11 protein-coding genes are annotated in these 13,410 nt (G+C 39.6%); all 11 read left to right on the forward strand.

The genetic code is table 11. From position 1 onward, the window contains the following. Positions 1 to 8 precede the first annotated feature (8 nt). On the forward strand, positions 9 to 440 hold the full coding sequence (locus tag JMX70_RS00310; RefSeq protein WP_201588644.1) for a low molecular weight protein-tyrosine-phosphatase: 432 nt from the start codon (positions 9 to 11) through the stop codon (positions 438 to 440). A gap of 60 nt (positions 441 to 500) precedes the next feature. After that, positions 501 to 2,741 carry a polysaccharide biosynthesis tyrosine autokinase gene (locus JMX70_RS00315; protein ID WP_201588646.1) on the forward strand — a complete coding sequence of 747 codons (2,241 nt, stop codon included), beginning with the start codon at positions 501 to 503 and terminating at the stop codon, positions 2,739 to 2,741. Positions 2,742 to 2,793: 52 nt separating this feature from the next. Then, the gene (locus JMX70_RS00320; RefSeq protein WP_201588648.1) at positions 2,794 to 4,755 is read left to right on the forward strand and encodes a polysaccharide biosynthesis protein; all 1,962 of its coding nucleotides are present in this window, start codon (positions 2,794 to 2,796) and stop codon (positions 4,753 to 4,755) included. Between the two features lie 64 nt (positions 4,756 to 4,819). Continuing rightward, the gene (tviB, locus tag JMX70_RS00325; RefSeq protein WP_201588650.1) at positions 4,820 to 6,097 is read left to right on the forward strand and encodes a Vi polysaccharide biosynthesis UDP-N-acetylglucosamine C-6 dehydrogenase TviB; all 1,278 of its coding nucleotides are present in this window, start codon (positions 4,820 to 4,822) and stop codon (positions 6,095 to 6,097) included. A gap of 23 nt (positions 6,098 to 6,120) precedes the next feature. Beyond that, positions 6,121 to 7,155, forward strand: coding sequence for an NAD-dependent epimerase/dehydratase family protein (locus JMX70_RS00330; protein WP_201588652.1), 1,035 nt, complete (start codon positions 6,121 to 6,123; stop codon positions 7,153 to 7,155). An 18-nt stretch (positions 7,156 to 7,173) separates the two neighbouring features. Next, a complete protein-coding gene (locus JMX70_RS00335) occupies positions 7,174 to 8,145 on the forward strand; it encodes an NAD-dependent epimerase (protein WP_201588654.1) in 972 nt (323 codons plus the stop codon). Between the two features lie 2 nt (positions 8,146 to 8,147). Beyond that, positions 8,148 to 9,365, forward strand: a complete 1,218-nt coding sequence (locus JMX70_RS00340) for a nucleotide sugar dehydrogenase (protein ID WP_201588656.1) — start codon at positions 8,148 to 8,150, stop codon at positions 9,363 to 9,365. Positions 9,366 to 9,391: 26 nt separating this feature from the next. After that, positions 9,392 to 10,696 carry a lipopolysaccharide biosynthesis protein gene (locus tag JMX70_RS00345; protein WP_201588659.1) on the forward strand — a complete coding sequence of 435 codons (1,305 nt, stop codon included), beginning with the start codon at positions 9,392 to 9,394 and terminating at the stop codon, positions 10,694 to 10,696. Next, positions 10,689 to 11,183: a serine O-acetyltransferase gene (locus tag JMX70_RS00350; protein ID WP_201588662.1), complete on the forward strand. Its 495-nt coding sequence runs from the start codon at positions 10,689 to 10,691 to the stop codon at positions 11,181 to 11,183. The genes JMX70_RS00345 and JMX70_RS00350 overlap by 8 nt, the downstream gene beginning before the upstream one ends. 1 nt (position 11,184) lies before the next feature. After that, positions 11,185 to 12,450 (forward strand): UDP-N-acetylglucosamine 1-carboxyvinyltransferase, encoded by a 1,266-nt coding sequence (locus tag JMX70_RS00355; protein ID WP_201588665.1) that lies wholly within the window; start codon positions 11,185 to 11,187, stop codon positions 12,448 to 12,450. Positions 12,451 to 12,455: 5 nt separating this feature from the next. Next, a complete protein-coding gene (murB, locus tag JMX70_RS00360) occupies positions 12,456 to 13,409 on the forward strand; it encodes a UDP-N-acetylmuramate dehydrogenase (RefSeq protein WP_201588668.1) in 954 nt (317 codons plus the stop codon). Position 13,410 lies beyond the last annotated feature (1 nt).

Consider the following 13,410-nt stretch of genomic DNA (forward strand, 5'->3'; position numbering starts at 1 on the left):
GAATTATTATGGCGTTTGATAACATCTTAGTCATTTGCGTAGGTAATATTTGTCGTAGTCCAATGGCAGAAGCGTTACTAAAGCAGCATTTTCCCAATAAGACTATCGAATCTGCTGGGGTAGGTGCTCTGGTTGGTCATCCTGCCGACCCCGCTACATTAGAGATTATGAAAAAACAGCAGATTGATATTACCAATCATGTTGCTAAACAAATCAATGAGCAGCTGGTGAGAAAAGTAGATCTTATTCTTACTATGTCAGATGATCAAACCAAATGGATAGAGGATCGTTGGCCATTTTGCCGTGGCAAGACTTTTAAACTTGGTCATTGGATGGATAAAGATATTGCTGACCCTTATAAACATGATATGAGTGCATTTAAAACAGCATATCAAGATATCGTTGATGGTCTTGAACAGTGGGCAGATAAAATTAGTTAAATAGCTACTATTAAATACCTAACCTTTAAACGAATAACCTTAAGTGATGAACATACCACTATGAATACAGATTCCAGAAACTTATCAAAGCCTTCTTCTAAACAAGAAGATGAGGATATTGATCTAATGGCGCTGCTGTTTGCCATTTTGCGTGGCTGGAAAGTCATCGTGTTTTTTGCTGTGTTGGGATTGATAATAGGAGTCTTGTATAGTCGATATGTAACCCCAGTTTTTGAATCAAAAGCTCTGATAGAGGTTGAACAAAATAAACAACAAGGCTTATCTGCGTTAGGCAATATTAATATCCCAAGTCTAGTTTCATCTGATGCTAGTTCCATTCAGAAAGAAGTTGAGTTGATTAATTCACGTATGATATTAGCACCAGTCGTTGATTTATTACACTTAGATATTCGTCTTAATGACCCTGCGATTAACATAACTGATAAAATAAAAAATAATAGTATCTACTCTCAAATAAATATTCCTGAGGGAGTAGCATTAAAAACTACAGATGGACAAGTGCAAGTTAGTAAATTTAATGTTCCACAAGGGTACCTAAACCAGCCTTTTTCTTTAGTACGCTCCAATAAAAGCAACGGCTTCGTGCTGAGTAACGGTTTTGATGATTTTAAAGGACAGTTGGGACAAACACATCGTTTCACAACGCTAGAAGGTATCATTGAAATTACCGTTAATGATCTACCTATTAACGAGCACGCGATTAATATTACTAAGCAACAAATTTTCACAGCAACAAATGCTCTATCTAATGCATTGGAAGTGAAAGAGCGAGGTAACCAAACAGGTATAATGGAACTATCTCTAACTGGGGCAAATCAGCAACAAGTCACCCTAATATTAAAGAACATTATTCAGTCTTATGTTAGTAATAAAGAATCAAAAGAGTCTGAGAAAAATACAAATACTCTTACCTTTATGGAAAAGCAGTTACCTGACTTAAAGCAAAAGCTTGAAAACTCAGAAGCAGTGTTTAATAGGTTCCGCGAGAAATATGGAATTATTGATATTAGCCAAGAAGCGGGATTACTAGTTGGAGAAAAAGCTCAGATTGACTCTCAAATAAATGAGTTGAAGTTAAAAAAAGCAGATTTGACTACTTACTATACTGAAGAGCATCCATTAGTTCTTCAAATAAATGAACAATTTGAAATATTGAACAGCAGGAAAAAAGAAATAGAAACTAAGGTTGAAAGCTTACCTAATATGCAAAGAGAGTTCTTAAAGTTATCAGAAGATACTAGTATAAATAGAGAAATCTATCTTACGATGTTAAAAAGTTATGAGCAATTAAAAATTGCTAAGGCAGGTCAAGTTAGTGAAGTACGCATTATTGACTTGCCTATCAGTACCTTTAATATGATTGCACCTAAAAAGCTACAAATTTGGGTATTAGCAACGTTACTGGGTACTATGCTAGGTGCAATATTAGTATTAATTAAAAGCTTACTTAGAAATTTGGTCAAGGATCCTGATGCTTTAGAGTCGAAGATCGGAGTACCTGTGGTTGCAACCATACCGCGTTCAGCATCATTGTTACGAATAAGTAAAAACAAAAAAACACCTAATCGCTTATTGGCTTATATTGATCACGATAGTTTGAGCTATGAAGCTATAAAGAGTTTAAGAACTCATTTGATATTTGGTACGCCAACCTTAACTAAGGTTGGTGAGCGTGCCAAAGTTATTCTTATTTCAGGAGAAAGCCCTGGGGTGGGTAAATCATTTATCTGTGCTAATTTGGCTGAAGTATTTGGGCAGGTGAATAAAAAAGTATTAGTAATAGATGCGGATATGCGTCTAGGTGAAATGCATAAACTATTTAATATGGATCAAGATGATGGTCTAGCTGATTATCTATTGTTACAGCAAAATGATACGGCGGAATTATATCAAGGTGTTGAAAACTTTATTCATCCTACAAAAATGGAGCATATTGATTTTATACCTCGTGGTCGGAAGACAAATAACCCCACATCACTACTATCTAGTAGCAGTTTTAAACACTTGATGATACAGCTAAACGTACACTATGATTACATTATTATTGATTCTCCACCAATATTAGCAGCTTCAGACGCAGTGATACTAGCTCAGTATGCAGATCAAGTACTGATGGTTACTCGCTATGATAGCTCCCTAGAAGGACAGCTGGCTTATGCGATTAAACAGCTCAATAAAGCTGATGTACAAGTTGATGGTATTATTTTAAATGACGTACAGCAGGGTATAATGAGTAAATCTAGTTATCACTATAGCTATGCTTATGGTAATAACCAATAGTTAGCTTTTTCGAAACTCTACCAAAATTCATATTTTTAAGTAGTTAAGTGTTATGTCTGCAAATTCAAAACAGTCAAGTGATTATTCATCACTTGATAGAAAAACTGGCTGGTTACAGCGTATGGCAAAACACTTGTTATCATTGCCTCGCAGCCTCAAGCGAGCCATTTTACTCACTACAGACTTGGTAGCATCTTTAGTTTGCCTGTTCTTAGCTTTGTCTTTGCGCTACGGTAGTATCGCTCATAATATAAACCCTGCAATATTAATATCTTATGCCACGCTGCCTATCGTCGGTTTATATCTGATTGGTTTCTATAAAGGCGTAGCACGTGGTTTTTTAGATACGGTAATGGGTAGTGTCGCAAAGCTGTTCTTTGTACTCATGGTCGTTTATGAGATTATCATCTATTTAAATCCCTTAGAGGATATACCGCGCTCCGTTCCTATTATCTTTCTATTTTTCTTATTTATCTGGTTATGGAATAGTCGTCTTACTATTCGTGAGCTCTTGATGCATTTGAGCGGGAGAGCCCAGCGTCGCCTCAAAGATGATGGCATTTATGATAATGTTGTTATTTATGGTGCGGGAGAGGCTGGTCGAGACTTATTAGAAGGCTTAAGAAACTCTTATAAATATAATGTCGTGGCTTATATTGACGATGATCCTCAACTTACTGGTGCTTACTTACTCGGCAAAAAGATTTACCCTGCTCATGAATTGATAAGCTTGATTGATGTGCTAGATATTGCTCAGGTGTTTTTAGCTATTCCTTCTATCAGTCGCGCGCAAAAACGCCAGATTATAGATAAGCTCTCAGGTATTGCTCTAAAAATAAAAGAATTGCCAAGCTTAGAGGAAATTGCTGACGAAAAAGTGACCGTTAGTAGCATGCGCAAAGTAGACATCTTGGATGTGTTAGACAGACAGACTGTTGAACCTGACGCCAAGTTGCTGCAGATGAATATCAAGGGTAAGTGCGTATTAGTCACTGGTGCTGGTGGTTCCATTGGTAGCGAGTTATGTCGTCAAGTGATTAAAAACCAGCCTAAATGTATCGTGCTCTATGAGCTGTCCGAGTTTGCGCTTTATAGCATCCATCAAGAGCTAACCATTAAGCAAGCAAATACGCCTGCTTATCAAGATATTAAAATCGTTGCAGTCATCGGTAATGTCACCAATGAATCCAACCTGCTTAGAATACTGAATCTCTATAATATACAGACGGTCTATCATGCAGCAGCCTATAAACATGTGCCAATGGTTGAACACAATCCTTTCGAAGGCGTTATTAATAATACCAAAGGTACTTATCACTGCGCCCGAGCGGCGATTGCAGCAAATGTAGAGACATTTGTACTGATCTCGACCGATAAAGCCGTAAGACCGACCAATGTGATGGGTGCTTCTAAGCGCTTGGCAGAATTGGTTTGCCAAGCGCTAAGCCAAACGGATAGCCAAACCTGTATTAGTATGGTGCGTTTTGGTAATGTCCTTGGCTCATCGGGCTCTGTTGTGCCTTTATTTACTAAGCAAATAGAACAAGGTAAGCCGATTACGGTCACCCATCCTGATGTAACTCGTTACTTTATGACGATTCCTGAAGCGGCAAACTTGGTGATCCAAGCAGGTGCAATGGCATCAGGTGGTGAGGTGTTTGTGCTTGATATGGGAAAGCCGGTCAAGATTGTTGACTTAGCGCACCGTATGATTCATTTAAGTGGTTTTGATATTAAAGATGCTGCCCATCCGGATGGTGATATCGAAGTCATCTTTACTGGACTTAGAGATGGAGAAAAGCTTTATGAAGAGCTCATCATCGGTGAAGATAATGTTGAATCAACTGATCACCCCCTTATCATGCAAGCGCTAGAACACCACTTTCCATTAGATGAGCTTGAAACAGTATTGTTTGAGCTGACTGAAAAACAAAAACAATTCGATGTCCCTTGGTTAAAGCAGCAATTCAAACAGTTTGTAGCAGGTTATCAAGAATGCTCTAAAGCTGCATAGCTGTTCATAAACACCCTGAATACTATTTTTCAACTAAAATTGGTTAGATGAACAAAGGAAAATTATGCTAGATATTAAGAATATAAAAATAGCGGTTATCGGACTTGGTTATGTAGGTCTGCCATTAGCAGTTGAGTTTGGTAAGCATCTGCCAGTAGTAGGCTTTGATATCAATGCCAGTCGTATAGCAGCCCTATGTGCAGGTACAGATCATACCTTGGAAGTCAGTGACGAAGAGCTGACTCAAGCATCACATTTGAGTTATAGCTCCGATATACAAGCGCTTAAAGATTGTAATTTTTTTATTGTTACGGTACCGACGCCTATCGATGATTATAAACAGCCCGATCTTACGCCTTTAATTAAAGCCTCAGAAGCTATCGGCAGTCTACTTAAAAAAGACGACATTGTGGTTTATGAATCGACCGTCTATCCGGGTGCCACAGAAGAAGTTTGTATTCCGGTGCTAGAGAAAGTTTCTGGATTAACCTTCAATCAAGACTTTTATGCCGGTTATAGTCCTGAACGTATCAATCCTGGCGATAAAGAGCACCGTGTTACCAATATTTTAAAAGTAACGGCGGGCTCAACGCCTGAAGTCGCTGATTTTGTGGATGAAGTATACAATTTAATTATTACTGCCGGCACTCATAAAGCAGCAAGCATTAAAGTAGCAGAAGCAGCAAAGGTGATTGAAAACACCCAAAGAGATGTCAATATTGCCTTAATTAATGAGTTAGCCGTTATCTTTAATAAAATGGGTATCGATACTCAAGCGGTCTTAGAAGCAGCAGGCACCAAATGGAATTTCTTACCGTTTCGTCCAGGCCTCGTCGGTGGTCATTGCATCGGTGTAGACCCTTATTACTTGACACATAAAGCGCAAGCGATTGGCTATAACCCAGAGATTATATTGGCTGGTCGTCGCTTGAATGACAGCATGGGTGAGTATGTGGTCACACAGCTGGTTAAAACAATGATTAAAAAGCGTATTCAAGTTGAAGGGGCAAAAGTTTTGGTCTTAGGGCTGAGTTTCAAAGAAAACTGCCCCGATGTGCGTAATACCAAGGTCATCGATATCGTCCATGAGCTAGAAGAATATAATATCGAAGTTGATGTCTATGACCCTTGGGTAGATAAAGCAGAAGCTGAGCGTGAATATAATGTTACGCCTATTAGCAAGCCCGCTGTAAATAACTATGATGGTATCATCTTAGCGGTCGCGCATAATGAGTTCGTCGAGCTTGGTGTAGAGCAGATTAGAGCGTTTGGCAAGAATGAACACGTGCTTTACGATTTAAAGTATGTTTTCACTAAAGAAGACACTGATATCCGCCTATAAATCTATGAAAAATACGGAAAGTAATGGTTATGACGTCAACTGCATATGAAAAAGTTCAAAAAGTATTAATTAACGAGCCAAAGACATGGTTAATTACTGGGGTAGCGGGATTCATAGGTTCTAATTTACTAGAAGAGCTATTGTTACTAAATCAAAAAGTAGTCGGTCTAGATAACTTTGCGACTGGCTTTCAGCATAACTTAGATGAAGTACAAGGTTTGGTAAGCAAAGATCAGTGGCAGAACTTTACCTTTATAGAAGGTGATATTCGTAATCTAGATGACTGTCAGGCAGCATGTATAGGCGTAGACTACGTACTGCATCAAGCAGCACTAGGTTCGGTGCCACGCTCTATCGCTGATCCCATTAATACCAATGATACCAATATCTCAGGCTACTTAAATATGCTCGTAGCCGCTCGTGATGCTCAGGTAGCTAGCTTTACTTATGCGGCGAGTAGCTCAACGTATGGCGATCATCCAGCATTGCCAAAAGTCGAGGATGCTATTGGTAATCCGTTATCTCCCTATGCAGTGACTAAGTATGTCAATGAGCTATATGCTGATGTGTTTGCTCGTACTTATGGCTTTAAGACGATTGGTCTGCGTTATTTCAATATCTTTGGCAAACGCCAAACACCGGATGGTGCTTATGCTGCAGTGATCCCAAAGTGGACGGCTGCTATGATCGCAGGTGATGAAGTATTTATTAATGGCGATGGCGATACCAGTCGCGACTTTAATTTTATAGAAAATGCCGTACAAGCCAATATCCTAGCAGCAACTGCCAATGTTGAAGCCAAGAACCAAGTATACAATGTAGCAGTCGGTGGTCGTACTACCCTTAATACACTGTTTTCAGCGCTTAAAGAACATTTAAGTGCTAACGGAGTTAGCTACACTCCAGAACCAGCCTATCGAGATTTTAGAGCAGGGGATGTGCGTCATAGTCAGGCTGATATCAGTAAAATACAAAATGCGTTAGGCTATGAGCCACAGTTTGATATTATTCAAGGTATTGAGAAAGCGATGCCTTGGTATGTTAAATCCTTAACTTAAGAAAATAAGTAGATTTTTATGAAAGTATTAGTTACCGGCGCGGCCGGCTTTATCGGCATGTACACGGCCAAGCGTTTACTAGAGCAAGGCTATGAAGTTGTTGGCCTAGACAATCTAAATAACTATTACGAATCTGCTCTAAAAGAGTACCGCCTTACGCAGCTCAAGCCTTTTGACAACTTTCGTTTTGTAAAAATCGACCTAGCTGATCGCGAAGCAATGGCGCAAATTTTCAAAATAGAACAGTTTGACCGCGTTATACACCTAGCAGCTCAAGCGGGCGTGCGTTATTCCATAGAAGCACCGTTTGAGTACGTTGATAGCAACCTTGTTGGCATGATGAGCATTTTAGAAGGCTGTCGACACAATAAAGTGCAGCATTTGGTTTATGCTTCATCCAGCTCGGTTTATGGTATGAATGAGAAAATACCCTTCAGTGAAAGCGATAATGTAGACCGACCTGTATCACTTTATGCTGCCACCAAAAAAGCTAATGAACTGATGGCGCATGCCTATTCTAACCTGTATAAAATACCGACTACTGGCTTACGATTTTTCACCGTTTATGGCCCTGCCGGCAGACCGGATATGGCACCTTGGCTGTTCACCGAAGCGATTAGTAACGATAAGCCAATAAAAGTCTTCAACCACGGCAAAATGCTACGCGACTTTACCTATATCGACGATATCGTAGAAGGCATTATACGTATTCAAGATGTAATTCCAGAAGAAAAAACGCCCTACGCTTTATTCAATATCGGCAATAACGAACCCATAGAGCTTGCACGTTTTATCAAGGCGATAGAAACCGCACTTGGCAAAACAGCAGAAAAAATACAACTGGGTATGCAGCCAGGCGACGTAGAGCGCACCTACGCCGACACCACACGATTAGAAGCTGCTGTAAGCTATAAACCAAAAACTGAAATCGAAGTCGGCATACAAAAATTTGTTGACTGGTATAAGCAATACTATGCAATAAAGGAATAAGTATGAAAATAGCTATCGCAGGCACAGGCTATGTAGGCTTATCCAACGCTATATTATTAGCACAGCACAATGAAGTGGTGGCGATTGATATTATCGTGGAGAGAGTAGCGCAGCTAAATAGCAAAAAGTCCCCTATTGTCGATACTGAAATAGCCGACTTTTTAGCAAATAAAACACTCAACTTTAAAGCCACACTAGACAAACAAGAAGCGTATGAAAACGCTGATTTTGTGATCATAGCCACACCCACTGACTACGACCCAAAAACTAACTACTTTAATACCAGCAGTGTGGAAGCAGTAATAAGTGATGTTGACGCTATTAACCCCACAGCTACCATCATTATTAAATCAACAGTACCCGTAGGATTTACGGAAGGCGTCACTCAACAGCGCAGCACCCAAGACCCAAAGCTAAAACCTATTGTTTTTAGTCCTGAGTTTTTACGCGAAGGTAAAGCTTTATACGATAACTTATACCCATCTCGCATTATCGTAGGTGAGCAAAGTGAAAGGGCAGAAATATTTGCTAATTTATTAAAGCAAGGTGCAATAAAAAAAGACGTTTCGTTATTGTTTACCAACAGCACAGAAGCCGAAGCCGTAAAGCTATTCTCTAATACCTATTTAGCCATGCGAGTTGCCTACTTTAACGAGTTAGACAGTTACTGTGCGGTAAATGGCCTAGACACCAAGCAAATCATTGAAGGTATAGGCTTAGACCCACGCATAGGTAAGCACTACAATAACCCCAGCTTCGGCTATGGAGGTTACTGTCTACCCAAAGACACTAAGCAGCTACTTGCTAACTACGACGAAGTGCCTAATAACATCATAAAAGCCATAGTTGATGCCAACCGTACCCGCAAAGACTTTATAGCCGACGACATCCTAAAAAAATTGAACACAGACCTCTCAGGCACCAAACATCAATCTTCACGCGTGATTGGTATTTATCGCCTAGTAATGAAGGAAGGCTCCGACAACTTCCGTGCCTCTGCTATTCAAGGCGTCATGAAGCGTATAAAAGCCAAAGGCATAGAAGTGGTAGTATATGAGCCAGAATTGCATGAGCCAGAATTTTTCAATTCTAGAGTAATTACTGATTTAACCGAGTTCAAAAAACTGAGCGCTGTAATTGTAGCTAATCGATTATCCCGTGATTTGCTAGATGTCACAGATAAAGTCTATACACGTGATTTGTTTGGCTGTGATGTTTAATTTTTAATGAACAAAAAGGCGATAAAGTGAATAAGCTAAAAGCCAAATACAATCAACTTTTTGCAAGTGAGTCTGGTAGTACGTTCAAGGGAATGCTTACTTTAGCTTTAGGTTCCGGTGCTGCGAGAATTGTAGGCATCGCAAGTATCCCGATAGTTACTCGTATCTACTCACCAGCTGATTACGGGTTATTAGCTTTATATATATCGATCGTATCAATACTCGTGCCTATAGCTACCTTACGATACAGTACAGCAATCCCACTACCGAAAACAGATGCGCTAGCAATAAACATAGTGGCTCTAGGCCTGCTGTTAATTGCTATCTACTCAGCCATTCTTTTGTCGCTATTGTTTTTGTTCAGTGAAACCATTCTTGCATGGTTTGATATGGCAGAGCTTGCACAGTGGTGGTGGCTAATAGTGCTAGGTGTTGCAGGCACAGCAAGCTATGAGCTGTTTAGCTTATGGACGACAAGAAAAAAACAATACAAGGTAATGGCTAAAACTCAACTAAGTCAGTCGCTAATAGGCAGTACCGCGAAAATAGTATTAGGGCTTCTAGCAATTAAACCTATAGGCTTAATCATTGGACAGTTTTTTGCACAGAGTGCTGGTATAGGTGGCTTAATAAAGGCATCAGCGAAAGATTTTAAGAGGCTGATGCCAGAAATAAATAGAAAAAGAGTCAAAATGCTTGCAATTTATTATAGAGATTTTCCCTACTTTAGGTTACCGTCGCAACTTTTATTGCAAGTATCCAGCAACGCGCCTATATTAATGATGGCATCTTTATACAGCAGAGAGTTAACTGGCCAATTAAGTTTAGCGATTATGGCTATATCAATACCAACGGGGCTTGTCGGGCAGTCTATGGCAAAAGCGTTTTATGCTGAAATAGCTGCTGTAGGTAAGCGTGATTTAGTTAAGGTGAGAGCCATAACAATTGATGTGCAAAAGAAATTATTTTTAGTCGGAGTTCCTTTAACAGTTTTAATGATGTTACTAGCAGAACCTTTATTTAAGCTGGTTTTTGGAGAAGAATGGAAATTAGCTGGAAAGTATGCAACTATCTTAGCCCCCTTTATTTTACTCCAATTGACATCTAGCCCGTTAATGCAGGTGCTGAACTTAATAGGGGGACAACTGCTATTTTTAGTAATAAATATAGTTAGAGTTTTAGGTTTAGCAGCAATTTTTATGTTGGCAAACAATATAGAGCTAGCAGCTGATATGTTCATTATTTTACTAAGCAGCTTTCTATTTATTTTTTATTTAGCTATGACGGCTTTTATATTCCATATGATTAATCAGGCAGTAGAAAATGAATGATACTATGTTATGCGTTTTAAAAAGGCCTCTGATGTACTTATTTTCTGGAGTAGACTATAGAGTAAAACTATATATACGCTGTATACATTACTGTAAGCAACAGAAAAAAATACGCTTAGCAGCTATTGTAGCTAATCGATTAGAAAGAAAGTATGGCGTGTTCCTCTCGCCAAAAACAGACTTCCATCCTTCTCTACGTTTAAGGCACCCTGTAGGTATTGTTATTGGAGTTGGCGTTAAAATTGGTAAAGATGTAATAATTTATCAAAATGTAACGTTAGGTGGTGCTAGGCTCGGTGATGGAAACTCTGGCAAATACCCTGAGATTGGGGATCGTACAGTCATTTTTTCGGGTGCCGTTATTGTTGGAAAAATAGTAATTGGTAAGAACTGTATAATAGGTGCGAACTCGGTAGTATTGCAAAACGTACCTGATAATTGCACTGCTGTAGGTGCACCAGCAAAAATAATAAGGAATACTATTTAGTATGAAAAACGAACCCATATTTAAAGTTTCAAAAAGTAAGTTAGAGGGCACGGTTAATCTAGCAGGCGCAAAAAACTCAGCTTTACGTTTATTAGCAGCCAGCATTCTATCTGAAGAGAGTATTACTTTAGAAAACTATCCCTCCCAATTACTGGATGCCGAAGTGCATGTCGAAATGCTACATTCACTAGGGAAGGAAACGGAGCTTGTAACAGACGATATCATTATTATTAAAGAAAACCATAACTTAAAAACAAGCTTAGTTTGGGAAGGTCGCTCTATCAGGAATACCTTGCTTATATTAGGCGCATTGACTACACGTTTTGGAGAAGCAAAAGTACCACTGCCTGGCGGCTGTAAGCTAGGTGAACGTAAGTATGACTTGCACGTTATGCTACTTGAACGCCTGGGAGCAAAGGTTTGGGAAGAAGGCGATTATTTATGTGCAGAAGCCAAAGGCGGACTAATAGGTGCAGACATACATTTGCCTATGCGCTCAACAGGAGCCACAGAAAACGCAATATTAGCTGGTTCCTTAGCCAAAGGTGTTACACGTATCTGGAACCCTCATATTCGTCCAGAAATACTAGACTTAATCGCTATGCTAAATGGTATGGGTGCCAAAATAAAAGTTTTTGGCCAAGAGCATATTGAAATTACTGGGGTTGATCACTTAAAAGGCGTTAGGCATAAAGTGATAGCTGATAATATGGAGGCCATTACATGGCTAGCCGCAGCGGTGATTACAAAGGGTGACATAGAGATATATGATTTTCCATATGCTGATTTAGAGGTGGTTCTTACCCATCTCAAAGCGGCAGGGGCAAAACTCTATCAAGGTGAAAATTCACTTATTGTACGGGGGGGTGCTTGTTATCCAGTTGAAGTAAGTACTGGCCCACACCCTGGTATAAACTCAGATGTACAACCTATTTTGGCTGCTTGGGCTGCTCAAGCGCAAGGAGAGTCTCGCATAATAGACTTACGCTTCCCAGGTCGCTATGGTTATGCGGAAGAGATGGCTCGAATGGGACTTAAATATGAATTGTCTGGCGACATGCTTAAAATAATGGGTAATAGGGGTGGCTTAATAGGCGCCGAAGTTAAAGCTTTAGATCTACGAGCAGGTGTTGCACTTACTTTATGTGGTTTAGCAGCTGAAGGTGAAACAATAATTACTGATGCTTGGCAAATTGGACGTGGCTATGTCAACTTGATACCGAAATTACAAGCTTTAGGTGCAGATTGCAGTGGAAGGGTTGGCTAAAATCCATGAATGTAATTTCTAAAGCTAAACTACAACAGATAATGGCGCTTTATGGTTTGCGTGTGCAAGTGAATGTGCCGTTAAGCGAATTAAGCCATTGGAAAGTTGGCGGCAACGCAGATGTTGTCGTTCAACCAAAAAACAAATACGAGTTAATTCAGCTACGCCAGTGGATACATGAAAATAGTCTTCCTTCTATAGTTATAGGGAACACTACTAATCTATTATTCGCAGATGAGGGTTTGCAAGCAATTGTTATCAAAATAGATTCCAACTTCTCAAAAATGAGCGTTAATGATACAGAAATAATTACAGAACCCGGTATTTGGGTGCCAAGCCTAGCTAGGCTAGCAATGCAGGCTGGTTTGTCGGGTATAGAACATGCTTGCGGTATACCTGGCACCCTTGGTGGCCTTGTTGTTATGAACGGTGGCAGCCAAAGAAAAGGCATTGGAAGTGTATTAAGTTATGTTGAAACTGTCGATAAAGAAGGTAATTTAAAGCGTTACACCAATCAACAGTGCGAGTTTGCTTATCGCAGCTCGATTTTTCAAGAAAATGATGAAGTGATAACAGAAGTCGGAATGACGCTTGAGAGAAGCCGTAGTAAAGAATCGATACGAAAAGAGATGCTGGATATTCTAAGCTCACGCCGTAAAAAATTCCCACGTAAACAACCTAACTGCGGCTCGGTTTTTGTAAGTAACCCAGATATGTATGAAGAATACGGTCCCCCAGGAAAAGTGATAGAAGAATGCGGTCTAAAAGACTTAAGCAAAGGTGGTGCACAAGTCTCCAGTTTACATGCTAATTTTATTATCAATAACAGCAACGCAAAAGCTGAAGACATTCTCTATCTCATTAACACAATAAGAAAAAAAGTACATCAAATGACAGGTTACAAAATGGTTGTTGAAGCGAAGTTTGTTACTCAGAATGGGCAAATACAGGAAATTTAAA

The organism is Psychrobacter pulmonis (genome assembly GCF_904846465.1).
Taxonomy (GTDB): domain Bacteria; phylum Pseudomonadota; class Gammaproteobacteria; order Pseudomonadales; family Moraxellaceae; genus Psychrobacter; species Psychrobacter faecalis.

Coding starts and splice junctions, on each gene's coding strand:
- JMX70_RS00310 (WP_201588644.1), top strand. CDS start 9: ATGGCGTTTGATAACATCTTAGTCATTTGCGTAGGTAATATTTGTCGT.
- JMX70_RS00315 (WP_201588646.1), top strand. CDS start 501: ATGAATACAGATTCCAGAAACTTATCAAAGCCTTCTTCTAAACAAGAA.
- JMX70_RS00320 (WP_201588648.1), top strand. CDS start 2,794: ATGTCTGCAAATTCAAAACAGTCAAGTGATTATTCATCACTTGATAGA.
- tviB (WP_201588650.1), top strand. CDS start 4,820: ATGCTAGATATTAAGAATATAAAAATAGCGGTTATCGGACTTGGTTAT.
- JMX70_RS00330 (WP_201588652.1), top strand. CDS start 6,121: ATGGTTATGACGTCAACTGCATATGAAAAAGTTCAAAAAGTATTAATT.
- JMX70_RS00335 (WP_201588654.1), top strand. CDS start 7,174: ATGAAAGTATTAGTTACCGGCGCGGCCGGCTTTATCGGCATGTACACG.
- JMX70_RS00340 (WP_201588656.1), top strand. CDS start 8,148: ATGAAAATAGCTATCGCAGGCACAGGCTATGTAGGCTTATCCAACGCT.
- JMX70_RS00350 (WP_201588662.1), top strand. CDS start 10,689: ATGAATGATACTATGTTATGCGTTTTAAAAAGGCCTCTGATGTACTTA.
- JMX70_RS00355 (WP_201588665.1), top strand. CDS start 11,185: ATGAAAAACGAACCCATATTTAAAGTTTCAAAAAGTAAGTTAGAGGGC.
- murB (WP_201588668.1), top strand. CDS start 12,456: ATGAATGTAATTTCTAAAGCTAAACTACAACAGATAATGGCGCTTTAT.